Consider the following 26,140-nt stretch of genomic DNA (forward strand, 5'->3'; position numbering starts at 1 on the left):
CTACGCCTATACAACACCATGACCGAACTTCCCGACAACATCCTTCACCTGCCGCAATACCAAGTACTGGGCTGCAAATCAACCGACGACGAAATGCACTTCCAGGTGGACGTGCCCGATCCCATCGCCTGCGAGGAATGCGGCGTGCAGGGTGAGTTCGTACGGTTCGGCAAGCGTGACGTTCCCTATCGTGATCTGCCCATCCACGGCAAGCGGGTCACTCTCTGGGTGGTCCGCCGCCGATACACCTGCCGGGCCTGCAAGACAACATTCAGGCCCCAGCTACCGGAGATGGTGGACGGATTCCGTATGACACTGCGGCTGCATGAGTACGTGGAGAAGGAATCCTTCAACCACCCCTACACCTTTGTGGCGGCACAGACCGGCCTGGACGAGAAGACGGTGCGCGACATCTTCAACGCCCGCGCCGAGTTGCTGGGGCGCTGGCACCGCTTCGAGACGCCCCGCATCCTGGGCATTGACGAGCTATACCTGAACAAGCGCTACCGCTGCATTCTGACCAACATTGAGGAGCGAACCCTGCTCGACCTGCTGGCCACCCGCCGCCAGGACGTGGTGACCAACTACCTGATGAAGCTGAAAGACCGGCAGAAGGTCGAGATCGTCAGCATGGACATGTGGAACCCCTACCGGGCAGCGGTCAAGGCTGTGCTGCCCAGGCCCGTATCGTGGTCGATAAGTTCCATGTGGTGCGCATGGCCAACGATGCCCTAGAGAGAGTGCGCAAGGACCTCAGAAAGGAGCTGAAACCGTCCCAGAGCCGGACTCTCAAGGGAGACCGGAAAATCCTGCTGAAACGCGCTCACGAAGTCTCAGACCGGGAGCGCCTCATCATGGAGACCTGGACAGGCGCGTTCCCGCAACTGCTGGCCGCCTACGAGCACAAGGAGCGCTTCTACGGCATCTGGGACGCCACCACACGGCTCCAGGCAGAAGCCGCCCTAGACGAGTGGATAGCCACCATCCCGAAGGGCCAAAAGGAAGTCTGGAGCGATCTGGTCAGGGCAGTGGGAAACTGGCGCGAAGAGACCATGACCTACTTCGAGACGGACATGCCCGTCACCAACGCTTACACGGAGTCCATCAACCGACTGGCCAAGGACAAGAACCGTGAAGGGCGCGGTTACTCCTTCGAGGTGATGCGGGCACGAATGCTCTACACCACGAAGCACAAGAAGAAGGCACCGACTGCGAAGGTCTCTCCTTTCTACAAGAAAACCATCGGTTACGGACTGCCGGACTTCGCAGAGGAACTCAACTACGGAGTCGATCTATCAACCATCTGAGGGTGGTATCAGATTGATGGGGTGAAGGTGCCCCATCAACCATTAAATCCGTATACCCAATTTCGGAAAATCAGATATACCTTGATCGCGAGCTGGCTTGGGCAGCATGGTTTCAGTTGCGTCGCGAAGGCCAGCGCTTGACCAAACTGGCCGTGGCGGCAGCGGTGGCCCAAGCCCAGGCCGCCGACTACGAGGGCGAGGACGAGCGCGCCTTTGTCCAAGGCATCGCCACCCTCGTGAGCCTGCAGGCGCAGCGGCTGACGCAGCTTGTGGCCGACGCTGCGCGCTGGAAAGACGAGTATCTTTAATCGATGCCGACCCTTGTCATTGCGCGACAATCGTCGCCATGAACACGCCCTACGCCCCTTTGCAAAACGATACCTTTTTGCGCGCTTGCCTGCGCCAAGCCACAGAGCACACCCCGATCTGGCTCATGCGCCAGGCCGGGCGCTACCTGCCCGAGTACCGCGCCTCGCGCGCGCGCGCCGGCAGCTTCATGGGCTTGGCCACCCACCCAGACTACGCCACCGAAGTCACGCTGCAGCCGCTCGAGCGCTATGCGCTGGATGCGGCGATCTTGTTTTCCGACATCCTCACCGTGCCCGACGCCATGGGGCTGGGCCTGAGCTTCACCCAGGGCGAGGGGCCCAAATTTGAGCGCCCGCTGCGCACCGAGGCCGACGTGGCGGCGCTGGCGCTGCCCGACTTCGAGCGGCTGCGCTATGTGTTTGACGCCGTGAGCTCGATCCGGCGTGCGCTGGCGGGCCGGGTGCCGCTGATCGGCTTTAGCGGCAGCCCTTGGACGCTGGCCTGCTACATGGTCGAAGGCGGCGGCAGCGACGACTACCGCCTCGTCAAGACCATGCTCTACCGCCGCCCCGATTTGCTCGAGCGCGTGCTGGCCCTCAACGCCGACGCGGTCGCAGCCTATTTGCGCGCGCAGATCGAGGCCGGGGCCCAAGCGGTGATGATTTTCGACAGCTGGGGCGGGGTGCTGGCCGATGGCGCTTTTCAGCGCTTCAGCCTGGCCTACACCGCGCGCGTGCTGGCGCAACTGCCGCGCGAGCACGCTGGGCAGCGCATTCCGCGCATCGTCTTTACCAAAGGTGGTGGCCTGTGGCTCAGCCAGATGGCGGCGCTGGACTGCGAGGTGCTGGGGCTGGATTGGACCGTGAATCTGGGCGCGGCGCGCACGGCCGTGAGCGGGCCCGCCGGGGCGCCGGGCAAGGCGCTGCAGGGCAACTTGGATCCGAGCGTGCTGTTTGCCACGCCCGAGCAGGTGGCGGCCGAGGCGGTGCGGGTGCTGGAGCAGTTTGGCGCCCCGCACACCGACCCCAACCAGCCCGGTCCCAGCCACATCTTCAACCTCGGGCACGGCATCAGCCAGCACACCCCACCCGAGAGCGTGCAGGCGCTGGTCGAGGCGGTGCACGGGCATTCGCGCCACATGCGCCAGCGCGCCTGAGGCGCGAGCGGCCATGGCTGGGGGCACCGGCGGCGCCCAAAACGGTGACGCAGGAGGCGCTTGAGCTAGCACAAAAAGGGCCCTGAGAGCGCCCGATTGCGCGCCTTATGCACAAATACCGCCTCGGCCCCCAGACCTGGGCACCCACCCCAATACCCTCCCCGTGTCTCTGGGGGTGCGATGCAAGTTGTTGATATGATTGACTCTTGGGCCGCTGCCCGTTTTCTGGGCAGCGCAGACAAGGCTTTGATTTGCAAGGTCTTGGCGCCCCGATCCAAGGGCTATCCACAAAGTTATCCACAAATGCGTTGAGCAACTGACGCAACCCCAGACGAATCAGTGACTTGAACCGATTTTCAATGCCATGACTGAACAGTTGCCGCCAACTGCAGCCTGTAGCGTCGAGGTGGTGCTGGCCACCCCGGCCCACAGCGGCCTGGGTGACAGCCTGAGTTACTGGAGCAGCGAACCGTTGCAGCCGGGGGTGTTGGTGCGGGTGCCGCTGGGGGCCCGCGAGGTCTTGGGCATCGTCTGGCAGGTGCATGCGCCGCCGCCGGACGGTCTGAGCGCCGACGGCTTGAAGCCGGTGCGCGAATCCTTTGCCACCCTGCCGCCGTTGCAGGCCAACTGGCGTGCCTTGGTCGCGTTTGCGGCGCGCTACTACCAGCGTGGCCTGGGTGAGGTGGCACTGGCGGCGCTGCCGCCTCAGCTGCGCGAGCTCGACGGCGCGGCCTTGCTGCGCCGCCTGAAAAAGCTCGACGCCGCCGCCTTGGGCGTGGGTGGGGGTACGGTTCCCGGTGCCGGTGCGCCAGTGGCTGCCGGCACCCAGGCGCCGGGGCTGGGGCCGGCGGCGGTCGTGCCAGCCCCCAGCCCGGAGCAAGCCGCCGTGCTCGCTGCGCTGGCGCAGAGCACGCAGCCGGTGCTGCTGTTTGGGGCCACCGGCAGCGGCAAGACCGAGGTCTATTTGCGCGCCGCGCAGGCGCTGTTGCAGCAAGACCCGCAGGCGCAGGCGCTGGTGCTGGTGCCCGAGATCAACCTGACGCCGCAACTGGAGGCGCGCTTTGGCGAGCGCTTTGGCACCCACGGGGTGGTGGCGCTGCACAGCGGCCTGAGCCCGGCGCAGCGCTTGCGCCACTGGTTGGCGGCGCACTGTGGCCAGGCGCGCATCGTGCTGGGCACGCGCATGGCGGTCTTTGCCAGCCTGCCGCGCCTGCGCCTGATCGTGGTCGATGAAGAGCACGACCCGAGCTACAAAAGCCAGGACGGCGCACGCTATTCGGCGCGCGATCTGGCGGTGTACCGGGCTCGGCTCGAATCGGGCACGGCGCGCTGCCAGGTCATCCTGGGTTCGGCCACGCCCGCGCTCGAGAGCTGGCATGCGGCCGAGCAGGGGCGTTACCAGCGGCTGCAGATGCCGGGGCGCATCGCCGGGGCGGCGCTGCCGCGCTTGCGCCTGCTGGACCTGAACCAGCAGCCCCGGCAATGCCTGATCGCCCCGCCGCTGCTGGCGCAACTGGTGGCGCGCGCCGCCCGCGGCGAGCAAAGCCTGGTGCTGCTGAACCGGCGCGGCTACGCCCCGGTGCTGGCCTGCCACGCCTGCGGCTGGAAGAGCGACTGCCCGCACTGCAGCGCCCACGCCGTGTTTCACAAGCTCGACCGCAGCCTGCGCTGCCACCACTGCGGCCACGCCAGCCCGGTGCCGCGCGCCTGCCCCGCATGCGGCAACCTCGACATCGCCCCGGTCGGGCGCGGCACCGAGCAGGTCGAGGAGCACCTGGGGGCGCTGCTGGCCGAGGCGCGCCGCCCCGACGGCAGCCCAGTGCGGGTGGCGCGGCTCGACGCCGACAGCACGCGCGCCAAAGGCAGCCTGCACAGCCGCTTGGCGGCGATGCACGAGGGCGAGGTCGATGTGCTGGTCGGCACCCAGATGGTGGCCAAGGGGCACGACTTTCGCCGCATCACGCTGGTGGCGGGCCTGAACGTGGACAGCGGCTTGTTTGCCAGCGACTACCGCGCCCCCGAGCGCCTGTTTGCGCTGCTGCTGCAAGCCGCGGGCCGTGCCGGGCGCGACGCGGCGTTCGTGGCCGCGCAACAGGCCGAGGTCGAGCTCTGGGTGCAGACCTGGTACCCACAGCATCCGCTGTTTGCCGCGCTGGCGCGCCACGACTACCCGGCTTTTGCGGCGCAGCAGCTGCGCGAACGCGCCAGCGCGCAGATGCCACCGTTCAGCTTTCAGGCGCTGCTGCGCGCCGAAGCCCGCACCCAGGCCACGGCACAGGCGTGGCTGCAAGCCGCCGCTGACGCGGCCCGCGGCGCCGGCCTGCCCGGCTTGGCGCAGAGCACGCTGTACCCGCCGCTGCCGCTCACGGTGCAGCGTGTGGCGGGCGTCGAGCGCGCGCAGATGCTGATCGAGAGCCCCTCGCGCCCGGCGCTGCAGGCCTTGCTGGCCGCCTGGCAGCCATTGCTGCATGCGTTGCGCCGCCAGCCGCCTGGGCGTGGGCTGTTGCGCTGGGCCATCGACGTGGACCCGGTCAGCCTGTAGCCGCCGGCCCCAGCCACGCCACCGCCGCCGCAAAGCTCAGAAACGACAGCGCCGTCGAGAGCAGGATGATGCGCGCGATGCGCCCACTGTCGGCGCCGAAGCGCTCGGCCAGCAGCACCACGTTGCTGGCGCTGGGCAGCGCGGCCACCAGCACCATCACCGTCAGGGCCAAGGGGTCCAAGCCCAGCCCGAGCGCCATCGCCCCGCTGCCCGCCAGCCACACCAGCAACGGGTGCAGCAGCAACTTGAACAGCGCCAGTTGCAACGGCTCGAGCAGCGCTGGCTGAGGCGGCCGGGGCTGGGGCTGCTGAGGCCTTTGCAGGGGCTGAGGCTGGGGTGGTTGAGGGGGCTGACCCTGCGCCGGCGCTGCGGCGTGCAGCTGCGCGCGCGCCAGCACGGCGCCCAGGGTGAAAAGCGCCACCGGCGCGGCGGCGTCGGCCAGCAGCCACACCGTCTGCTGCAGCGGCCCCGGCAGCTGCAGGCTGTAGGCCGAGGCCAGCGCGCCGAGCACGATCGCCCACGGCATCGGGTTGGCCAGCACGCCGCGCAGCGCCTGCCCGGCCGCCGCCAGCGCCCCACCGGCCTTGCCGCCCAGGCGCGACAGCGCGATGCACAGCGAGCTGGTGAGCACCATATCGACCACGATCAGCCCCATCACCGTGCCCACGCTGTGCGGCCCCAGCAGCGCCGCCAGCAAGGGCACGCCCATGAAACCGGTGTTGGGGAAAGCCACCACCAGCGCGCCAAAGGCGGCGTCGTTCCAGCCCAGGCCGCGCCGCCTCGACCGCGCCACCACCAGTGCCACCAGCAGCAGCGCCACCAGCAGATAGACGCCCAGCACGGCCGCATCCAGCAGCTGCCCGATCGGCGTCGTGGAGCCGAAGCGAAACAGCAGCGCCGGCAGGGCAAAGTAGAGCACGAAGGCGTTGAGCCCCGGAATCGCGTTCAGGGCCAGCCAGCCCCGGCGCGTGGCCGCGTAACCGGCCAGCACGAGCGCAAAAAAGGGAAAGGTGACGAGCAGGATGTCAAACACGGCGCGCTATTGTCGCTGCAAGCACGCCAAGGGGCGTGGTGAGCAGGCGGCGCGGGCGCTGGAGGCTTGGGGCGCATATGATTGCCGCTTTGCCTGTCCAGCGCAGCCCCGCATCCCACCCAGCCCCCATCACCACGCCCATGTCCTCCGGCCTCAACCCCGCCCAGCTCCAGGCCGTCGCGCACCACGGCGGCCCGTGTCTGGTGCTGGCCGGGGCCGGCTCGGGCAAGACGCGCGTGATCACGCACAAGATCGCGCGCCTGCTGCAGCAGGGCATGGCGCCCGAGCGCATCGCCGCCATCACCTTCACCAACAAGGCCGCCGCCGAAATGCGCGAGCGCGCCCGCGCGCTGGCTGGCCGTGCCGCGCAGCAGGTGCTGATCTGCACCTTCCATGCGCTCGGGGTGCGGCTGCTGCGCCAGGACGGCGCGGCGCTGGGCCTCAAGCCCCAGTTCTCGATCCTCGACAGCGACGACGTGGCCTCCATCCTCAAGGACTGCGGCGCCAGCACCGATTCGGTCACGGCGCGCCATTGGCAGTGGACCATCAGCGGCTGGAAAAACGCCGGCCTCGATGCCGCGCAGGCGCTGGCCCAGGCCGGCGACGAGGCGCAGCGCCAGATCGCCCTGGTCATGGCCAGGTACCAAGAGCGGCTGGCGGCCTACCAGAGTGTGGACTTCGACGACCTGATCGGCCTGCCGCTGGCGCTGCTGCAGCGCCAGCCCGAGGTGCGTGCGCGCTGGCAGGCGCAGCTTGGCCACGTGCTGATCGACGAGTACCAGGACACCAATGCCACCCAGTACGAACTGCTCAAGCTGCTGGTGGGCGCGCGCGCGCAGTTCACCGCCGTGGGCGACGACGACCAGTCGATCTACGGCTGGCGCGGTGCCACGCTGGACAACCTCAAGCGCCTGCCACAGGATTTTCCCAGCTTGCAGGTGATCAAGCTGGAGCAGAATTACCGCTCCACCGGCGCCATTTTGCGCGCCGCCAACCACGTCATCGCCCCCAACCCCAAGCTCTACCCCAAGCAGCTGTGGAGCGATCTGGGTGCGGGCGAGCCGGTGCGCCTGCAAGCCTGCGACCACGAGGAGCACGAGGCCGAGCGCGTGGTGGCGCGCATCCAGAGCCTGCGCAGCCCGGCCTCGGGCAGCGCGCACAGGGCCTACAAGGATTTTGCCGTGCTCTATCGCGCCAACCACCAGTCGCGCCCGCTCGAAACCGCGCTGCGCAAGGCGCAGATTCCGTACCAGGTCTCGGGCGGCACCGGGTTTTTCGAGCGCGCCGAGATCAAGGACCTGTGCGCCTGGCTGCGCCTGCTGGCCAACCCGGACGACGACCCGGCCTTCCTGCGCGCCGCCACCGCCCCCAGGCGCGGCATCGGGCACCAGACGCTGCAGCAACTGGGCGCCTTTGCCAGCCAGTACAGGCTCAGCCTGTACGCGGCCCTGTTTGCGCATTCCCTGAGCGCGGCCGTGCCAGCGCGCGCCCTCGCCACCCTGCACGAGTTTGGGCGCAGCCTGAACGACTTGCAGTACCGCGCCCGCCACTGCCGCGGCCAGCAAGCGGCCGCGGCCTTTTTGGCCGACTGGCTGCAAGGCATCGGTTACCAGCAGCACCTGCTCGACCACGCCGACAGCGCCCAGCAAGGCAGCGCCCGTTGGAGCAACGTGCTCGATTTTTGCGACTGGATGGCGCAGCGCTGCGCCGACCCGGCTGTGGGCGACGCAGCGCCGGGGCGGGCCGCGCAGAGCATGCTCGACGTGGCGCAGACGGTGGCCCTGATCACCACCTTGCAAGACCGGCAGCAGGAGCAGGACGTGGTCACGCTCTCGACCCTGCACGCCGCCAAGGGGCTGGAGTGGCCGCATGTGCAGCTGGTGGGCGTCAACGAGGGGCTGCTGCCCATGCGCCCCGACGACGACGACGCCGCCGCGCTGGCGCAGCGCCTGCAAGAGGAGCGGCGCCTGATGTACGTGGGCATCACCCGGGCCCAGCACACGCTGGTGGTGAGCTGGCTCAAGCGGCGCAAGAAGGGGCGCGAGACGGTGCCGGCGCAGCCCAGCCGTTTCATCGCCGACATGCAGCTCGACAGCGCGCCGGTGCGTGAAGACCCGCGCGCCAGGCTGCGCGCGCTGCGCGCCGAATTTGCCCAGCGCGCCCAGGCGCCACCGGGAGCCGGCGCAGCCCCGCCGCCGCTGGCCCCGTAGTGGAAACAACCGATGGCCAGCGCCCACGGATTCACTAGAATGAACCACCCCCCATTTCGCGCACACGCCATGAAAGTTTTTATCACCTATTGCTTTCGATTGGGTGCCAGCCTGGGCCTGGTGGGCCTGGGCTTGCTGGTGGCCGCCGCTGCCCTGCCGGCGCAGGCCCTCGAGCGGCCGCGCGAGCGCGTGGTGCTGACCATCACCGGCCAGATCGGCGCGACCAATCAGGGCTCGGCGGCGGTGTTCGATATGGCCATGCTCGAAGCCTTGCCGCAGCACCGCTTTGCCACCCGCACGCCTTGGGAGCAGGGCGTGGTGCGCTTTAGCGGCCCGCTGCTGCGCGATGTGCTGGCGCTGGTGCAGGTGCGCGGCCAGCGGCTGCACGCCACCGCGCTCAACGACTACCGCATCACCATCCCCATACAAGACGCACACGACTTCGACCTCATCATCGCCACGCGCATGAACGAACAGCCGATGCCGGTGCGCACGCGCGGCCCCTTGTTCGTGATCTACCCCTTCGACTCCGACCCCCGCTTGCAAAACGCACGTTTTTATGAGCGCTCAATCTGGCAATTGCGGTCGATCGAAGTGATCGAATGAGCCTTGCAGCCGGACCGGCCCCATCCGCCGGCGGCCGCCGTTTTGGTTTATGGCTGGCGCTCACCACCTTCGCCATGGCGCTGGGCTTGAGCGTCATGATGGCGGCCTTTGTGCGCCAGACGCAAGCGATCGAAGACACGGCGCGCCTGCAGGCCGACTCCATCACCGCCCTCACGTTTCAGCTCGAGCGCGAATTTTTGCGGCTGCGCCACCAACTCCACCTGAGCCTGGCGCAACCCGAGCAGGCCGACTGGGCGCAGCTGCAGGTGCGCCACGAGATTTTTGCCAGCCGCGTGGGCCTGTTGCACGATGGCGCCACCATCGCGGTGTTGCGCCAGCGCCCCGAGTTCGACGCCATCGCACCCAAAATCAAAGGGTTGCTCGAGCGCGCCGACCCCTTGATGGCCGACCCCGAGCGCCACCAGCCGGCGTTGCAGCAGGTGCTGCAAGAAATGGAGGTGCTTGGCCCCGAGGTGCAGGCGCTGAGCCTGGCGGCCAACAGCCTGATGACGCACCTGATGCACGACAAGCTCGAGCAGGTGCGCACGCAGCAGCGCTGGATCAACCTGCTCATGGCCTTGCAGGTCTTGCTGCTGCTGCTGGCCGCCGCCGCCTTGTGGGGGCGCCACCGGCGCTTGCAGCGCGAGCGCGCGCAGCTCGAGGAGCTCAACAGTGCGCTGCAGCAGGCCAAGACCGCCGCCGAGCAGGCCAACCGCGCCAAAAGCCAGTTTGTGGCCAATATGAGCCACGAATTGCGCACGCCGCTCAATGGCGTGCTGGGCATGCTCGATTTGTTGCTCGACAGCCCGCTGCCGCCGGCGCAGCGCGAGCAGTTGCGCACGGCGCAGCAGTCGTCGGCGCATCTGTTGTCGATTTTGAACGATCTGCTGGACCTGTCGGCGCTCGATACCGGGCAGATCAGGCTGCAGCCGGAACCGGTCGATGTGGCCGCTCTGGTGCGGCAGTGCCACGGCTCGCTGCGCGCGCTTGGCGAGGGCAAAAATCTGCACCTGCCGCTGAGCATAGGCCCCGATCTGCCGCCCTGCGTGCTGACCGACCCCAAGCGCGTGCGCCAAGTGGTGCTCAACCTGCTGGGCAACGCCATCAAGTTCACACCCAGCGGCAGCGTGGCCGTGGCCTTGGACTGCCAGCAGCAAAGGGGTGTGGCGCATTGGACGCTGACGGTGCGCGACACCGGGATCGGCATCGACCCATTGCTGCATGAGCAGATTTTTCAGCGCTTCGCCCAGGCCGACCGCAGCAGCACCCGCAACCAGGGCGGCACCGGGCTCGGGCTGGAGATTTCGCGCACGCTGGCGCAGTTGCTCGGGGGCGACATCGCGCTGTGCAGTGTGCCGGGCCAGGGGTCGGTTTTCAGCTTCACCTGGGTGGCGCCTGTGTGCACCGAGGCGGCAAGCCTGCAAGCGTGTCAGGCGCAAGCAGCGGCCTTGGCGGCGCAAGCGCAGGCAAGCTCCTGCGCGCCTGCGCCACCCCCTGAGGGCGAGGGCCGGCGCGTGCTGGTGGCCGAAGACCACCCGGTGAACCGCCAGTTTCTGGCCCTGTTGCTCGAGCGCATGGGCTTGCAGCCGACCTTTGCCGAAAACGGGCTGCAGGCGCTCGATCTGGCTGCGCGTCACGATTTTGATTGGGTTCTGATGGACATCCACATGCCCGAGATGGACGGTCTGGCTTGCGCCCGCGCCATTCGCCAGTTGCCCGGCGCGCGCGGCCGCGTGCCGATCATCGCTGTTACAGCCGACGTCATGAACGAGGCCGGCGAGCAGGCGCTGGCGGCGGGCATGGACGCCTTTTTGAGCAAACCGCTGCAACGCCTGGCGCTGGAGCAGACCCTGAATCGCCTAAAAGGCGTCCGGATGAGTGCAGACTAAACTGTGGTCGCTTTCACCAGCCCAGCCCCAAGCGCAGCGGCAGGAACACCGCCATGCCGCAGACGATGGTGCCCAGCACACCACCGCGCCAGAAAAACCAGGCCACCCCGGCGGCGGCGGCAAACAGGCGCGCATCTTGCCAGGTGTCGATCAACTGGCCTTCCAGCAGCACCACTTCGGGTGCCACCACGGCCGCCAAGGCGGCGATCGGGGCGTAGAGCAGGCCGCGCTCGGCCCAGTGCGGCAGTTTCCAGTCGCGCTCGCTGAGAAAGAAAAAGCTGCGCGTGAGCACCGTGACCAGCGTCAGGGCGGCGATGGCCAGCAGGGTGGGCCAGTCGAAATCGCTCATGGTGCGCTCGGTGGGTTGGGTGGGATAGGCGGCTGCGGGCGCAGCGCGCGCGGGCCGTGGGCCTCGATCAACAAGCAAAAAGCCACTGCGGCGGCGATGGCCACCACGATGTGCAGCTTGAGCGGCAAGGCAAAAGCGGCCACCGCCGCCGCCCCCGCGACCCCGGCCGCCACCACCCGCAGCGTAGATGTGGCGAGCGAGCAGCCGACCCCGATCAGGGCCAGAATGCCGGCAAAGCCCAGTCCCCAAGCCACCGGTATGGTGTGTGCCAGCGCCACCCCGAGCAAGCTGGCGCCCATCCAGCTGAAGTAGTTGACGCAGCAGTGGCCGGCCAGGTAGGCCATCTGGCGCTGTTTGGCTTCCAGTGTGGCGCCCACGGCGTGGTAGCGGCGCACAAAAAACACATAGCTCATGTCGCCCGTCAGGTAGCCGGTGATCAGGCGTTGGCGCAGCGGCTGGTGCATCATGAAGGGCCGCAAATGGGCCGAAAACACCACGAAGCGCAGGTTGACGCAAAACGCCGCCGCCAGCACCACCCACAGCGGCGCACCCGCTGTGAGCAACGGCAGCACGGCCAACTGGGCGCTGCCGGCAAACACCAGCAGCGTCATCAGCACCGCCTCGAGCTGGCTCAGGCCCGCCGCCACCATCGCCACCCCGGTCATCAACCCCCAGGCGGCGACCCCGGCGGTGACGGTGGTCTGCTCGCGCACGCCCTCAGCGAACTCGGGCCAGCGGCGGATGTCGGCGCGCCAGAACATTTCAGCCAGCTCCGCCCAGCACGGTGCCCACGGACAGCGCGTGCCCGGCCAGAAATGGGGCCACCGCCAAGCGCTTGCCGCCGGCGCGCTGCAGTTCGGTCAGCACCAGCACGCCGGCGCCGGTCTGCACTTGCACCCCGCTGGCGTCGGCGGCCAGCACGGTGCCGGGTGCGGCCGCTTGGGTGCCCATCGGGGCCGCTGGCAGCGCGTGCGCGCCCCAGACCTTGAGCGTGGCGCCCCCGAGCAGGGTGCTGGCCCCGGGCGCCGGATCGAAGGCGCGCACCCGGCGCGCGATCTGCGCTGCGTCGTGTCGCCAGTCGATCTGGGCTTCGGCTTTGTCAATCTTGTGGGCGTAGCTCACGCCCGCTTCGGGCTGCGGCTGCGGCTGCAAGCGGCCGGCCTCGGCCTGCTGCAAGGCTTGCAGCACCAACTGCGCGCCCAGCTGCGCCAGCCGGTCGTGCAGGCTGGATGCGGTGTCGTGGGCGGCGATCGGCAGCGCCTGGCGCAGCAGCATGGGGCCGGTGTCGAGCCCGGCGTCCATCTGCATGAGGGTGATGCCGCTCTCGGCGTCTCCGGCTTCGAGCGCGCGCTGGATCGGGGCGGCGCCGCGCCAGCGCGGCAGCAGCGAGGCGTGGATGTTCAGGCAGCCCAGACGCGGCAGCGCCAGCACCCAGGGTGGCAGCAGCAGCCCATAGGCGGCCACCACCGCCACGTCGGCAGCGGCCTGTTGCATGGCGCTGCGCGCCTGCGCGGCGTCGTCGGGGTATTTGCCATCCAGGCGCAGGCTGCGCGGCTGCGCCAGCGCCAAGCCGTGTGCCAGCGCCACCTGCTTGACGGCCGAGGCCTGGGGCTTGAGGCCACGCCCGGCCGGGCGGTCGGGCTGCGTGAGCACCAAGGGCACCTCATGCCCGGCGGCCAGCACGGCGCGCAAGGCCAGCGCGGCAAATTCCGGCGTACCGGCAAACAGCACCCGCATAGGGCTCTTGGGCTTCAGAGCGGCACCGCACGGCGGCCCGTGCGTGCGCAGGGGCGCTCGGCTTCGCCTTCGCGCTCGGCCTTGAGCAGCTTGGCCTTGATGCGGGTGCGCTTGAGCAGCGAAAGGTATTCGACAAACACCTTGCCCTGCAAATGGTCCATCTCGTGCTGGATGCACACCGCCAGCAGCCCCTCGGCCTCGATCACACGGCTGTGCCCGTGGGCGTCGAGGGCGCGCACACGCACCGCCAGCGCGCGCTCAACGCCGTCATAGACGCCCGGCACCGACAGGCAGCCTTCGTCGCCCTTGCGGGTTTCGGGGCTGGCCCACAGCAGTTCGGGGTTGATCAGCACCAGCGGCTGGTCGCGCGCCTCGCTCACGTCGATGACGATCACGCGCTCGTGCACATCGACCTGGGTGGCGGCCAACCCGATGCCGTTGGCCTCGTACATGGTGGCCAGCATGCGCTCGATCAGGGTGTGCACGCGCTCGTCCACCGCCGCCACCGGCCGCGCCACGCGCAGCAGCCGCGGGTCGGGGTACTTGAGGATGGGTAAAAATTCGGCTGGGTTCATCGTTGCAACAGGGTGGGCCCGCCACCGGGGCCACAAAACGTCGTTATTTTCGCCATTTTTGGCGGTCGCTGCACGCGACATGCGGCTATTATCATTGCTCTTGGGGCCAAGGCTGAATCAGTGCAGTTGAGGCCCTGTGCGTCTCTCGTCAATTTCACCACCCATGGGCCGCTGCGCCGAGCGCAGGCAGGCCGTGGGCAGCCAACGGGGCTTCAGACATGCGAACCACACCTGCACCCGCCGCTCTCCACCGCACCGCCCGTTGCAGCCGGGCCGTGCCCGCCTTGGCCTTGCTGCTGGCCAGTGCGTGGGCGGGCGCGCAAACTTTTCCCAACCTGCCCATCAGCCCGGCCCAGCGCGACACCGCGCGACAGGTGGCGCAAGCCGGGGTGCCGCTGTCGGCGCTGGCGCCCAATGCGCCCGAGCGCCACACCGTGCGCCGGGGCGACACGCTGTGGGACATCTCGGCGCTGTTTCTGCGCCAGCCCTGGCGCTGGCCCGAGCTGTGGGGCATGAACCTCGAGCAAATCCGCAACCCGCACCTGATTTTTCCCGGTCAGGTGCTGGTGCTCACGCGCGTGGGCGACCGCGCCTTCTTGGCCATCGACGCCGGCGCGGCGCCGCCCACGGTGCGCTTGTCGCCGCGCATCCGCGCCGAGGCCTTGGCCGAGGCCGCCTTGCCGTCCATCCCCGCGCAAGCGATCGCCCCGTTCCTCAACGATTCGCTGCTCTTGAGCGCTGACACCCACGCCCGCGCGCCGCGCATCGTGGCCGCGCTGGAGGGGCGCACCCTGCTCAGCCAAGGCGATCGGGCCTATGCCCGGGGCCAGTTTGGCGCGCTCGACGCGCTCGAAGGTGCGCCGCTGCTGCTCGCCGAGCCCAACCCGGTGCAGCGCATCTACCGCAACGCCGAGCCGTTGATCGACCCCGACAGCGGGGTAAAGCTGGGTTACGAGGCGCAACTCATCGGCACGGCGCAGCTGTTGGGCAACGAAACCGTGCGCACGCACACCCGTGCCGACGGCCAGACCGAACAACGGGTGGAGCCGGCCGCGCTCGACATCACCGCTGCGTTGACCGAAATCCGCATCGGCGACCGGCTGGTGTCCACGCCAGCGCAGATCACCCCCAGCAGCTACGTGCCCCGTGCGCCGCAGATGCAGTTGGCCGGGCGCGTCGTGCGCACGCACGCCCATGTGCAGCGCCTAGCCGGCCAGCACCAGGTGGTGGTGCTCAACCGCGGCAGCCGTGATGGGCTGGAAGTGGGCCATGTGCTGGCCCTGCAGCGCAGCACCGTGCCGGTGACTGACCGCACCGACAGTGCGCGCGCCACGCTGCAACTGCCGGTCGAGCGCAACGGCCTGATGATGGTGTTTCGCACCTTCGACCGCGTCTCCTACGCGCTGGTGTTGCAGGTGAGCGATGCGGTGCGCAACGGCGACCACTTCGCTACACCCTAAAAACCCATGACTGCCCAGCCCGCAGCCGATCCAGCCACCGCAGACACGGCTGCCGAACTGGCCGCCTGGCTGCGCCTGACCACCACCGCCGGGGTGGGCGCGGCCACCGCGCGCAAGCTGCTGGCGGCCTTGGGCTCACCCCAAGCGGTGTTTGCGGCCGAGGCGCAGGCGCTGCAGGTGCTGGTGGGCGAACGGCTGGCCGCTGCCTTGCGCAGCCCACCGGTGCACGGCAGCCGCATGCTCGAGCAAACCTTGGCCTGGCTGGCCGGCGCGCCCAACCGCTACTGCCTCGGCTTGGGGCACCCGCACTACCCGGCGGCGCTGCTGCAGACCCCCGACCCCCCGGTGCTGCTGTACGTACAAGGCCAATTGAGCGCGCTGGCGCAGCCCTGCACCCTGGCCGTGGTCGGCAGCCGCAACCCCACGCCGCAGGGGGCCAGCAACGCCCATGCCTTTGCCAAGCAGTTGGGGGCGCAGGGGTTTTGCATCGCCTCCGGGCTGGCGCTGGGCGTGGACGGCGCGGCGCACTTGGGCGCGCTCGAAGCCGGTGCGCCCACGGTGGCGGTGGTGGGCACCGGGCTGGACCGGGTCTATCCGCGGCAGCACCGCGAACTGGCGCAGCGCATCGCCGACCACGGCGCGCTGTTGAGCGAGTACCCGCTGGGCACGCCGCCGCTGGCACCCAATTTTCCGCAGCGCAACCGCCTGATTGCCGGCCTGAGCCTGGGCACGCTGGTGGTGGAGGCGGCGTTGGAGTCGGGCTCGCTCATCACCGCCGAACTGGCGGCGCAGTACGGCCGCGAGGTGTACGCCATCCCGGGCTCGATCCACGCACCGCAGTCGCGCGGCTGCCACGCCCTGATCCGCCAAGGGGCCAAGCTGGTCGAGACGGTGCAAGACGTGCTCGACGAGCTGCGGCCGCAGCGCTGCCCACCCCAGCCCACGCAGGGCGTGTTGTCCCTGGGCGAGCCCGAGCCAGCCAGGCCCGAACCGCCATCCGGCGCAGCCCAGCCAAGCCGAGCCGCGGCGCCGGTTGCGAGGCCGCCAGCCGAGGCCGAAAGCGCGCTGTTGCAAGCACTGGGTTACGACCCGGTGGGGCTCGATGCCCTGCAGGCGCGCTGTGGTTTGCCCACGGCCGAGCTGCAGGCGCAGCTGCTCGAACTCGAGCTGTGCGGGGCCGTCAGGCGCCTGCCCGGCGGCCTGTTTCAGCGCCAGGCGCTGGCCTGAGCTGCCTTGCCCCGCCGGCGGTCGGGTCGGGGGAGCGCACCCAGTGGCCAGCCCGGTGCCTGGGGCTCAGATTTGCGCCCCGGCGTTCGGGTCGTCGGGATTGTCTGCCGTTTGCGCCACGGGCTTGATCAAATCCTCGCGCTTGATGCCCAGCGCCATGGCCACGCCGGTGGCGACGAAGATCGAGGAGTAAATGCCAAAGAAAATGCCGATGGTCAGCGCGAGCGCAAAGTAGTGCAGCACCGGGCCGCCAAACAGCAGCATCGAGATCGCCATCGTCTCGGTGGTGCCGTGGGTGATGATGGTGCGGCTCATGGTGCTGGTGATGGCGTGGTCGATCACCTCGCGCGTGCTCATCTTGCGCTGGCGCCGGAAGGTCTCGCGGATGCGGTCGAAAATCACCACCGATTCGTTGACCGAATAACCCAGCACGGCCAGCACGGCGGCCAGCACGGCGAGCGAAAACTCCCACTGAAAGAAGGCAAAAAAGCCGAGGATGATGACCACATCGTGCAAGTTGGCGACGATGGCGGCAATCGAGAACTTCCACTCGAAGCGAAAGGCCAGATAGACCGTGATGCCGATGATCACGAACAGCAGCGCCAGCATGCCGTCGGTGACCAGTTCCTGCCCCACTTGGGGCCCGACGAATTCGGTGCGACGCAGCTCCACGGTGGGGTCGTGTGCGCGCAGCGCCTCCAGCACCGCCTGGCTTTGCTCGCCCGCGCCCACACCGGGCAACGGCGGCAGGCGCATCAGCACCTCGCGCGCGCTGCCGTAGTGCTGCACCAAGACCTCTTCGTAGCCCAGGCCGGCGAGCGCGCCGCGCACCACCTGCAGGTCGGCGGGCTGCTGGTAGGCCACTTCGACCACCGTGCCGCCGGTGAACTCGACCGACAGGTTGAGCCCGCGCGTGACCAGGAAGAACACCGCCAGCGCAAACAGGGTGAGTGAGATCGCGTTCAGCAGCAGCGCATGGCGCATGAACGGGATGTCTTTTTTGACGCGGAAAAATTCCATTTCTTGCAACCTCTGGCGGTTCAGTCGGCGGCTGCCGAGCCGGGTTTGGGCGCGCCCGGTGCCGGCGGTTGCCAGACCGTGCCGATCGACAGGGTTTTGAGCTTTTTCTTGCTCCCGTACCAGGCGTTGACCAGCCCGCGCGAGAAAAACACCGACGAGAACATGCTGGTCAGGATGCCGATGCAGTGCACCACCGCAAAGCCACGCACCGGCCCGGAGCCAAAGGCCAGCAGCGCCAGCCCGGCCAGCAGCGAGGTGACGTTGGAGTCCAGAATGGTGCCCCAGGCGCTGTCGTAGCCGTTGTTGATCGCCATCTGCGGCGAGGCACCGCGGCGCAGCTCTTCGCGGATGCGCTCGTTGATGAGCACGTTGGAGTCGATCGCCATGCCCAGCGCCAGCGCCATCGCCGCCATGCCGGGCAGCGTCAGGGTGGCCTGCAGCATCGACAGCACCGAGACCAGCAGCACCAGGTTGAAGGTCAGGGCGATGCTCGAGAAGGCCCCGAACAGGCGGTAGTAGATCACAATGAAGACCAGCACCACCAGCAGGCCCCAGAGCACGCTCTCAAAGCCCATGCGGATGTTCTCGGCCCCCAGGCTCGGGCCTATGGTGCGCTCTTCGATGATTTCCATCGGCGCCGCCAGCGCGCCGGCGCGCAGCAGCAGGGCCACGTTATGCGCCTCCTGTGTGGTCATCTGGCCCGAGATCTGCACCCGGCCGCCGCCGATCTCGGTGCGGATCACGGGTGCGGTGACGACTTCGCCACGGCCGCGCTCGAACAACAGGATGGCCATGCGGTTGCCGACGTTGGCGCGCGTGACGTCGCGGAAAATGCGCGCCCCGGCGGCGTCCAGCGTCAGGTGCACCGCTGGTTCCTGGGTCTGGCCATCGAAGCCGGCTTGGGCGTTGGTGAGGTTTTCGCCGGTGAGCACGACTTCGCGCAACGTGATCACGGCGCGGCCGTTGCGGTCCAGGTGGCGCTCGGAACCCAGCGGCACCGGCCCCTCGCCGCGCTCGGCGGCGCGGCCTGCCGGGCTTTCATCGACCATGCGCAGCTGCAGCGTGGCGGTGCGGCCCAGGATGTCTTTGGCGCGCGCGGTGTCGAGCACGCCGGGCAGTTGCACCACGATCCGGTCTGCCCCTTGCTGCTGGATCACCGGCTCGGCCACCCCGAGCTCGTTGACGCGGTTGCGCAGCGTCAGGATGTTTTGCTGGATCGCCTTGGTCTGGATGGCGCTGCTGGCATCGGCGCTCAGGGTGCCGATCAATTGGAGCTGGCCATCGACCAGCCGGCGCTCGAAGCTCAGGTCGGCGAAGTCTCGGCGCAGGGTCGGCAGCGCCGCCTCCAGCGCCGCCGCGTCGCGAAAGCGCAAGGTCACCGCCACGCCTTCGCGGCTGATGCCGGTGTGGCGTATGTTTTGCTCACGCAGGGTGGTGCGCAGGTCGCGCGCCAGCGACTCGGCGCGCTGCTCGAGGGCGCCGGGCATGTCCACCTGCATCAGGAAATGCACGCCGCCGCGCAAATCCAGGCCCAGGTACATCGGTTGCGCATTGAGCTGTTGCAGCCAGCGCGGGGTTTGCGGCACCAGGTTCAGCGCCGCCACGTGCGTGGGCTGGGCCGGGTCGGGGTTGAGGGCGCGGTCGATCGCGTCGCGCGCCTGCAGCTGGGTTTCGGCGCTGTCGAACAAGGCCTGGATGTTCTGGTCTTGAAGCACCAGCGACTGGGCGCTGATCTGGCGTGCCGCCAGCGCCTGCTCGACGCGCGTCAGGGTGGTGGCGTCGATGCGCACGCCGTGCTGGCCAGAGGAAATCTGCACCCCCGGGGCTTCGCCATACAGATTGGGCAGCGCGTACAAAAGGGCGATGAGCAGCGCCACCACGATGGTGACGTACTTCCACAGCGGGTATCGGTTCATGAGCGGGCGGCCCGGTTAAAGCCTGAAAGCCGGGCGCGCAGGCCCAGCCTTTGGATGAAAAATCACGGCAAGGCCGTTTACTGAACCGTGCCCTTGGGCATCAACTGCATCACAGCGCTGCGCTGAATTTGGACTTCGACGCCGCTGGTCAGTTCCAAGGTGACGAAATCGTCGCCCAATTTGGTGATGCGGCCCAGCATGCCACCTGCGGTCACCACTTCGTCGCCCTTGGCCAGCGCGGCGACCATGGCCTTGTGCTCCTTGGTGCGCTTCAGTTGCGGCCGGATCATGATGAAGTACAGCACCACGAACATCAGCACCAGTGGCAGCAGGCTGATCAGGGTGCTGGTGGTGTCGCCAGCGGCGGCCTGGGCGTAGGCGGGAGAAATAAACACGGCGGCTTTCCTGTGTGAAAGGGGTGGGGGTTGCGGGCGGGCCAGATGAGGCCCGTGTCAACCGCTCATTCTAAACCCCCGGCGCAAATGGGCGCGCAGCTTTGGACCACGCCATGGCGCTGCAGCCGTAACGAAGCGCATCCGGCCGCTGCCGGGTCAGGTCTAGGCCGCTGCCGGGCGCACGGCCGGCACCGGCCGGATGCGCAGCGCCAGCCACACCCCCAGCAGCAGCAGCGCCATGCCGGCCAGCGTGAGCGCGCCCGGCCACTCGCCGCGCCACCAGAAAATGTAGACCAGCGCCGCCACGGTCTCAAAGACGATCAGTTGCCCGGCCAAGGCCGTGGGCAAGCGCTTGCTGGCCTGGTTCCAGCACAGAATACCGCACCAGGAGGCGAACAGCCCAAGCGCCAGCATCAGGCCAAGGAAGAACCACGGGTCTGGCCCGAGCGGCATGGGAAAGCTGGAGCCGCTCAGCGCCATCCAGCCCCAGACCAGCGCAAAGCCGAGCAGCGCCATGGGCAGCGTGGCCAGCCCCTGCGCCGTGGCCCAGACGCGCGGGTCGCGCCCCGGGTGCTGGCGCAGCCAGTCGGCGTTGCGCAGCGGGTACCAGGTCCAGCACGCCAGCGCCCCCAGCGCCAGCAGCGCGCCCAGGGCGTAGGCGCCGAGCGTGGTGTCGCCGTGCTGCAGCAAGCGCGCCATTTCGGCCTGATTGACCAGCGCAATGCCCAGCAGCATCACCCCCAGCGGCAGCAGCAGGCGCCGCCAGGGCAAGCGCCCGTCGCGCGCGCCGTTGCGCTGGTTGGCGGCAATGGCGATCACCACCGGCAGGGTGCCGATGATGAGCGTGGTCAAAGGCCCACCGGTGCCTTGGATCGAGCTGGCGAGCAGGGTGTAGTAGAGCAGGTTGCCCACGGCGGCCAGCTTGGCCGCCGCCAGCCAGTCGGCGCGCGTCAGGCGGCGCAGCGCGCCCCAGTCGAGCCAAGCCAGCGGCAGGCACAGCAGCCCAAACGCCAGGTAGCGCGCCATGGCCAGCAAGGCGGCCGGGTACTCGGGCAGCAGCAGCGGCACCAGGAACACCAGGCCCCACAACGCCCCCGCGATCAAAGCAAAGCCAACCCCGAGCCACATAGGCGCTGCACCCGCACAAAAGGGTGGAGTGTAAGCGCGGCCGCAGCGGGGCGTGCCTGGATCAGGGCGTTTTCAAGTCCACAAGGCGCTCACCGGGGTGGTGGGTGGGTAGCGATGCGCCACCTGGGCCTGCAGCAGCTCGGCGCAGGCCAGGGCGTCCGTCCAGGCGTGGTGCAGGCGGTAGCGGGGCAGGCCGTAACGTTCGCGGCTGGCCCCCAGGCGGATGGACACCGGGGCAGTCCCTGGGCGCCGCCAGCGCTGCCACCAGGGGAGCGGGCGGCGGTGCAGGCGGGCTTCCAGCGCCATGGTGTCGATGACGGGAAAGTCGATGGTCTCACCCAGGCAACGTTGCAGGCTGCTGTTCAGGAACAGGCGCTCGATGTCCCGGCAATGCACCACCAGCACATGGCCGGCCATGCGCCGCAGCAGGTCGTCGAGGATGTCCAGCAAGTCGGGTGCCTGCGCGATCTGCTGGTGCGTGATGCCGTGGACGGTGACCGCCTCGTCGCCCATCGGCCCCCGGGGTTTGAGCAGCCATTGCTGCCCCTGGCTGGCCTGGATGGTGTCGAGCCGCAACGGCAGCACCGCGATGCTGACGATGCCATCGGTGGCCGGATTCAGCCCGGTGGTTTCCACATCCATGGCCAGCAGCGGCACGTCCGCGAGTGGTGTCTCGGCCGCCACCATGCCGGCCGCGTAATAGCGGCGCAGCCGGGCGTCGCGGCTGGTGCTGGCCCGCTGCTGGAAATGGCGCGACCAGTCCTGCACCGGCGCAGGGGCTGGTGGTGCGTCGGGGCTTGAGGGGTCGCGCAGCAGGCCGGCGTGGAACATGGCGCGTCCCTCAGGCGCCGTAGCGGTATTTCAGATAACCCTGCGCCTGACTCAGCACGGTGAAGGCATCGCGCAGGCTTTTGCGCTCAAAGGCCGACAACTGCTCCGGCGCGATGCTGTTGCCCGGCTCACGCTCGGCCCGCACCTCCTCGGCCTGGTTGCGCAGCCGCACCTGCGACAGAAACTCCAGTGCGTCGCGCAGGTCCGGCCCGCGCCCGGGCGGCAGGACGCCGGCCTGGATGATGTCGTCCAGGCGCTCGAAGGAATTGACCGCGCGCGAACCCGCAGCCAGCGCATGCACCCGGATCAGGTCCGTCAGCGGGGCGGTGCCGCGGCGCTTGAGGTTGATGGCGGCGCTGTGGCGACCGTCGGGCTCGAGCACAAAGTCCTTGAAAAACCCGAGCGGCGGGGTGCGCAGCAGCGCATTGCGCGCCATGCTGGCCAGGAATCGCGGGTGTTGCCGGGCACGCTGTGCCACGTGTCGGCGCAGCACCTCGGCCCATTCGCTGTGGCCATGGACACCGTCCAGATCGAAAAAGATGTTGCTGTGCAGCAGCCCTTCCGGCGTGGGGCGCTCCATCCAGTCGGAGAAGGTGCCGATCCACTTGTTCAGCGGCTGGCGCCAGCGCGGGTTGCTGGCCATGACGCCGCCGCTGCACAGCGGGTAGCCGCACCGCGCCAGCCCGCTGGACAGGAACTCGCCCAGCCGTTCGAACCAGGCACCGTGTTCGGTCGGGTCGAAGCGGTTGTGCAGAATGAGACCGTGGTCCTGATCGGTCAGCAGGCCCTGTTCCTGCCGGGCCATGGAGCCGAACGCCACCAGGCAGTAAGGCACCGGGGGCGGCCCCCATTGCTGTTCGGCCAGTTCCAGCAGCCGCTGCTTGAAGGCGCGGCCCAGGGCCGCCATGGTGTGCCCGATGATGCGTGCACGCGTGTCTTCGCTCACCATGCGCACAAAGCTGGCGCGCACCTCGGGCACCAGGGCTTCGAGTTCCTCCACGGTTTGCGCACGGCCAATCAGGCCCACCACGAACAGGCTGTTGTGCGATTCGTAGCGGATGATGTCCGACAGCGCCACCACGCCGATGGGTTGCTGTTGCCGCATGACCGGCAGGTGGTGCACCTGATGGCGCAGCATGAGCGTCATGGCCTCGAAGACGCGCCGGTTGTGCTCGATCACCACCACCGGTTGCGTCGCCACCTCGGCGGCGGGGGTGTCCAGCGGCAGGGCTTGCGCGAGCAGCCGCGAGCGCAGATCGCGGTCGGTCAGAATGCCGGCCAGCCGCGCATGGTCGTGTTCGCCGCGGTCGATCAACAGCAGCGACGACACGCCGGTTTCCGTCATGCAGCGGGCGGCTTCCAGCGCGGTGGCGTGCAAACCCAGGGTGACCGGCGGTCGCTGGATCAGGCTGTCGATCGGCGCCGACAGGCGCTCGTTGCTGCCCTCCTGGCGCGAGACGGCCTTTTGCAGCCGGGTGCGGTCCTCGATCTCGACCTGATCGGCAAAGGCCTCGTGGTGCTCGAACAGGTCGGTGAACACGGGCTCGGGCAGGAGGTAGAGCAAGGTGTCCTCCAGCGCCCGCGCCGGAAAACGCACCTTCTTGCGATGCAGCAGGCCGAACTCCCCGAAGTAGCCCCCTTCGGTCAGGCGGTTGTAGAGGGTGCCGTCGCGGCGGAACACCTCCACGCTGCCGCTGCGCACGATGTGCCAGTACTGGGCGTCCTGCCCGAACTCGACGATCGATGTACCGGCCTTGCAGTAGCGCACATCGATGGCATTGACCACGCGGGCCAGGGTGGCCTCGTCAAACTCCCTGAACGGTGGGTGCCGTTTCAGGAAGTCGAGGATTTCGAGCCGCTCGTCGTCCATTACCGGGGGCGGGGTTCCGACATCAGACCTTTGACCACCGACACGGTCGCGACCAGCAACACCAGCGTGAACGGCAAGCCGGTCGACACCGCCATGGCCTGCAGCGCGACCAGCCCGCCGCCCAGGATGAGCGCGATCGCCACCAGCCCTTCAAAGGTGCACCAGAACACGCGTTGCGGTGTCGGGGCGTTGATTTTGCCACCGGCCGCGATCACGTCGATGACCAGCGAGCCCGAGTCGGACGATGTGATGAAGAACACCACCACCAGCACGATGGCCACGAACGACGTGATCTGCGCCCAGGGCAAGGCCTCCAGCATCAGGAACAACTGCAGCGGCAGGTCTGCGTTGGCGGCCGCCTGGTAGCCGTCGTTGACCAACTGGCTGATGGCCGTGTGGCCGAACACCGTCATCCACAGCACGCAGGCCAGCGACGGGACGATCAGCACCGACAGGATGAACTCGCGCACCGAACGGCCGCGCGACACGCGGGCGATGAACATGCCCACGAACGGTGACCAGGAAATCCACCAGGCCCAGTAGAAGGCCGTCCAGCCCTGTGAAAAGTTGGCGTCTTCGCGCCCCACCGGGTTGGCGAGCGCGGGCAGGTATTGCAGGTAGGCCCCCAGGTTGCTGAAGAAGCCGGTCACGATCGCCAGCGTGGGTCCGGCGATGATCACGAACAGCACCAGCGCCGCAGCGAGCACCATGTTGATTTGGGACAGGCGCTTGACGCCCGCGTCCAGCCCGGCCAGCACCGACACCAGCGCAATCGCCGTGATGCCGATGACCAGCACGACCTGCGTGGTCTCGCCCAGCGGCACACCAAAGAGGTGGTTCAGCCCGGCAGCGGCCTGCGCAGCCCCCAGGCCCAGCGACGTGGCCAGACCGAACATGGTGGCCAGCACGGCCAGGATGTCGATCACATGCCCCGGCCAGCCCCAGACGCGCTCGCCCAACAAGGGGTAGAACACCGAGCGGATGGTCAGCGGCAGCCCTTTGTTGAACGAGAACAGCGCCAGACCCAGCGCCAGAATGGCGTAGATCGCCCAGGGGTGCAGCGCCCAGTGGTAGATGGTGGCCGCCATGGCCAGCCGGCTGGCTTCGGTCGGGTCGTTGGCGGCGGCACCCAGCGGCGCCCAGTCGGTGCGCACGCCGTCTTCCATGCTGGTGCCGCCCAAGGCGCTGCCGAAGTGCGACAGCGGCTCCGACACCCCAAAGAACATCAGCCCGATGCCCATGCCGGCGGCAAACAGCATCGAGAACCAGGTCAGGTAGCTGTAGTCCGGCGTGGCTTCGGTGCCGCCCAGCCGCACCCTTCCCAGGGGTGACAGGGCCAGCCCAAGACACACCAGCACGAAGATGTTGCCGGCCGAAATGAAGAACCAGTCCAGGTTGGACGTGAGCCAGCCGCGCAGGCTGGTGAACAGCGGTTCCGCCGCCGACTGAAACATCAGCGTCAGCAGGACGAAGGCCACCACGGTCAAGCCCGAGATGGCGAACACGCGGTTGTGGATGTCGAGCCCGAACGGCCCGACCTTGACCACGATGTTGTCCTGCCCGATCTGGTAGTCGGTGTCGATGGGGTTGACTTCCCCGTCCGGTTTCATCGGATCATCGCTGTCGGATTGGCTCATAAGCCTCCCAAGGGTGTGAAGTCATTGCGCTCGGCAATGAAGTTGGGGCGCGGGGGCAGCCCACAGAACGGCTCGACGGGCGTATTGTGCACGCTGTTGTAGACGAAAAACACATTGCTGCGCGGCAGCGGCGTGATGTTGGAGCTGGAGCCGTGCATCACGTTGCATTCGAAGAAGGTGACCGAGCCGGCCAGCCCGATGGGGGCGGTGATGCCGAAGTCTTCCACCAACTGGGTCAGGCTCACGTCGTCGGGCACGCCGACGTCCTGCTGCTTGAGCGAAGCCTTGTAGTGGTTTTCTGGTGTGGCACCCAGGCAACTGATGTAGCGCTGGTGCGAACCGGGAATGATCATCAGCGGGCCGTTGTACGGGGTGTTGGGCGTCAGGGCGATGGAGCAGCTCACTATGCGCATGGCCGGAATGCCGTCTTCCACGTGCCAGGTTTCGAAGTCGGAATGCCAGTAGAACTCCTTGCCGCGAAAGCCACCCTTGTAGTTCACGCGCGACTGGTGGATGTATACGTCGCTGCCCAGCAACTGCTGGGCGATGGCCACCAGCTTGGGGTGGCTCGCCAGCCGTTTGAGCACGTCGCTGCTGCGGTGCACCGCGAAGATCGAGCGCAGTTCGCGGCTGCCGGGCTCGATGACCGCTTCATCGGTGTCTTTGAGGGTCTCGTCGCTGCGCAGACGTTGCAGCTCGTCCAGACAGGTTTGCACCTCATCGGGGCTGAGCAGAGCGTCAAAGTGCAGGAAGCCGTGGTGGCTGTAGTCGTGAAGCTGGCTTTCGCTCAAGGGGCCAGGCCCCGGCTCGCTCCACACCACCGGGTCGAGCCGGCGGGAGATCAGCACTTCGCGGCCAAAGCGCGAGGGGTAGCGGTCATCGGCGCGGGGGCGCTGCAGCGCCGGGGTGGCGGCCGAGTCGTTCAGGGTCATCATGCGGCGGC

At 68.3% G+C, this 26,140-nt stretch carries 21 protein-coding genes and 1 pseudogene; 9 read left to right on the plus strand and 13 right to left on the minus strand.

Features of this window, described 5'->3' with window-relative positions:
- The first annotated feature begins 18 nt into the window (after positions 1–18).
- The 4 genes and pseudogenes from AAAZ40_RS02775 (at position 19) to priA (ending at position 5,314) form a co-directional block, all read left to right on the plus strand.
- Positions 19–1,307, plus strand: a pseudogene (locus tag AAAZ40_RS02775) (ISL3-like element ISPpu12 family transposase).
- 137 nt (positions 1,308–1,444) lie between these two features.
- Positions 1,445–1,615 carry a hypothetical protein gene (locus AAAZ40_RS02780; RefSeq protein WP_197539301.1) on the plus strand — a complete coding sequence of 57 codons (171 nt, stop codon included), beginning with the start codon at positions 1,445–1,447 and terminating at the stop codon, positions 1,613–1,615.
- A 38-nt stretch (positions 1,616–1,653) separates the two neighbouring features.
- Positions 1,654–2,772, plus strand: a complete 1,119-nt coding sequence (hemE, locus tag AAAZ40_RS02785; protein WP_476661058.1) for a uroporphyrinogen decarboxylase — start codon at positions 1,654–1,656, stop codon at positions 2,770–2,772.
- A 364-nt stretch (positions 2,773–3,136) separates the two neighbouring features.
- On the plus strand, positions 3,137–5,314 hold the full coding sequence (priA, locus tag AAAZ40_RS02790; RefSeq protein WP_476661059.1) for a replication restart helicase PriA: 2,178 nt from the start codon (positions 3,137–3,139) through the stop codon (positions 5,312–5,314).
- Here the strand turns inward: priA and AAAZ40_RS02795 are convergent.
- A complete protein-coding gene (locus AAAZ40_RS02795) occupies positions 5,304–6,347 on the minus strand; it encodes an AEC family transporter (protein ID WP_476661060.1) in 1,044 nt (347 codons plus the stop codon). The genes priA and AAAZ40_RS02795 overlap by 11 nt on opposite strands.
- A gap of 140 nt (positions 6,348–6,487) precedes the next feature.
- Between AAAZ40_RS02795 and AAAZ40_RS02800 the strand changes: the two genes are divergently transcribed.
- The 3 genes from AAAZ40_RS02800 (at position 6,488) to AAAZ40_RS02810 (ending at position 11,052) form a co-directional block, all read left to right on the plus strand.
- Positions 6,488–8,557 (plus strand): ATP-dependent helicase, encoded by a 2,070-nt coding sequence (locus AAAZ40_RS02800; RefSeq protein WP_476661061.1) that lies wholly within the window; start codon positions 6,488–6,490, stop codon positions 8,555–8,557.
- A gap of 69 nt (positions 8,558–8,626) precedes the next feature.
- Positions 8,627–9,163 (plus strand): putative pterin-binding protein, encoded by a 537-nt coding sequence (locus tag AAAZ40_RS02805; protein WP_476661062.1) that lies wholly within the window; start codon positions 8,627–8,629, stop codon positions 9,161–9,163.
- Positions 9,160–11,052 (plus strand): ATP-binding protein, encoded by a 1,893-nt coding sequence (locus tag AAAZ40_RS02810; protein ID WP_476661063.1) that lies wholly within the window; start codon positions 9,160–9,162, stop codon positions 11,050–11,052. The genes AAAZ40_RS02805 and AAAZ40_RS02810 overlap by 4 nt, the downstream gene beginning before the upstream one ends.
- Positions 11,053–11,065: 13 nt before the next feature.
- Here AAAZ40_RS02810 and AAAZ40_RS02815 read toward each other — a convergent pair whose 3' ends face one another.
- The 4 genes from AAAZ40_RS02815 to def are packed head-to-tail and all read right to left on the minus strand — an operon-like array spanning position 11,066 to position 13,713.
- On the minus strand, positions 11,066–11,401 hold the full coding sequence (locus tag AAAZ40_RS02815; protein ID WP_476661064.1) for an AzlD domain-containing protein: 336 nt from the start codon (positions 11,399–11,401) through the stop codon (positions 11,066–11,068).
- Positions 11,398–12,162 carry an AzlC family ABC transporter permease gene (locus tag AAAZ40_RS02820; protein ID WP_476661065.1) on the minus strand — a complete coding sequence of 255 codons (765 nt, stop codon included), beginning with the start codon at positions 12,160–12,162 and terminating at the stop codon, positions 11,398–11,400. Before AAAZ40_RS02820 ends, AAAZ40_RS02815 begins: the two co-directional genes overlap by 4 nt.
- 1 nt (position 12,163) lies before the next feature.
- On the minus strand, positions 12,164–13,138 hold the full coding sequence (fmt, locus tag AAAZ40_RS02825; RefSeq protein ID WP_476661066.1) for a methionyl-tRNA formyltransferase: 975 nt from the start codon (positions 13,136–13,138) through the stop codon (positions 12,164–12,166).
- A 14-nt stretch (positions 13,139–13,152) separates the two neighbouring features.
- Complete coding sequence (def, locus tag AAAZ40_RS02830) at positions 13,153–13,713, minus strand: peptide deformylase (RefSeq protein WP_476661067.1); 561 nt, start codon at positions 13,711–13,713, stop codon at positions 13,153–13,155.
- 218 nt (positions 13,714–13,931) lie between these two features.
- On the opposite strand from def, the gene AAAZ40_RS02835 reads away from it, so the two are divergent.
- Both AAAZ40_RS02835 and dprA read left to right on the plus strand, forming a co-directional pair.
- Positions 13,932–15,173, plus strand: coding sequence for a LysM peptidoglycan-binding domain-containing protein (locus AAAZ40_RS02835; protein WP_476661068.1), 1,242 nt, complete (start codon positions 13,932–13,934; stop codon positions 15,171–15,173).
- Between the two features lie 6 nt (positions 15,174–15,179).
- On the plus strand, positions 15,180–16,400 hold the full coding sequence (gene dprA / locus AAAZ40_RS02840; RefSeq protein ID WP_476661069.1) for a DNA-processing protein DprA: 1,221 nt from the start codon (positions 15,180–15,182) through the stop codon (positions 16,398–16,400).
- A gap of 66 nt (positions 16,401–16,466) precedes the next feature.
- Here dprA and secF read toward each other — a convergent pair whose 3' ends face one another.
- The 8 genes from secF to thpD form a co-directional block, all read right to left on the minus strand.
- Positions 16,467–17,420 carry a protein translocase subunit SecF gene (secF, locus tag AAAZ40_RS02845; RefSeq protein WP_476661070.1) on the minus strand — a complete coding sequence of 318 codons (954 nt, stop codon included), beginning with the start codon at positions 17,418–17,420 and terminating at the stop codon, positions 16,467–16,469.
- 20 nt (positions 17,421–17,440) lie between these two features.
- Positions 17,441–19,336: a protein translocase subunit SecD gene (gene secD, locus AAAZ40_RS02850; RefSeq protein WP_476661071.1), complete on the minus strand. Its 1,896-nt coding sequence runs from the start codon at positions 19,334–19,336 to the stop codon at positions 17,441–17,443.
- A 77-nt stretch (positions 19,337–19,413) separates the two neighbouring features.
- Positions 19,414–19,731: a preprotein translocase subunit YajC gene (gene yajC / locus AAAZ40_RS02855; protein WP_476661072.1), complete on the minus strand. Its 318-nt coding sequence runs from the start codon at positions 19,729–19,731 to the stop codon at positions 19,414–19,416.
- A 162-nt stretch (positions 19,732–19,893) separates the two neighbouring features.
- The gene (locus AAAZ40_RS02860; RefSeq protein ID WP_476661073.1) at positions 19,894–20,859 is read right to left on the minus strand and encodes a DMT family transporter; all 966 of its coding nucleotides are present in this window, start codon (positions 20,857–20,859) and stop codon (positions 19,894–19,896) included.
- 72 nt (positions 20,860–20,931) lie between these two features.
- Positions 20,932–21,690 (minus strand): 3'-5' exonuclease, encoded by a 759-nt coding sequence (locus tag AAAZ40_RS02865; RefSeq protein WP_476661074.1) that lies wholly within the window; start codon positions 21,688–21,690, stop codon positions 20,932–20,934.
- A gap of 10 nt (positions 21,691–21,700) precedes the next feature.
- Positions 21,701–23,560, minus strand: a complete 1,860-nt coding sequence (locus tag AAAZ40_RS02870) for a putative nucleotidyltransferase substrate binding domain-containing protein (RefSeq protein WP_476661075.1) — start codon at positions 23,558–23,560, stop codon at positions 21,701–21,703.
- Entirely contained in the window at positions 23,560–25,197 is a 1,638-nt protein-coding gene (locus tag AAAZ40_RS02875) for a BCCT family transporter (RefSeq protein ID WP_476661076.1), read from the minus strand. Before AAAZ40_RS02875 ends, AAAZ40_RS02870 begins: the two co-directional genes overlap by 1 nt.
- Positions 25,194–26,132 carry an ectoine hydroxylase gene (gene thpD / locus AAAZ40_RS02880; RefSeq protein ID WP_476661077.1) on the minus strand — a complete coding sequence of 313 codons (939 nt, stop codon included), beginning with the start codon at positions 26,130–26,132 and terminating at the stop codon, positions 25,194–25,196. The genes AAAZ40_RS02875 and thpD overlap by 4 nt, the downstream gene beginning before the upstream one ends.
- Positions 26,133–26,140: the final 8 nt, after the last annotated feature.

It is taken from the genome of Serpentinimonas sp. SMBJO2, from assembly GCF_056341105.1.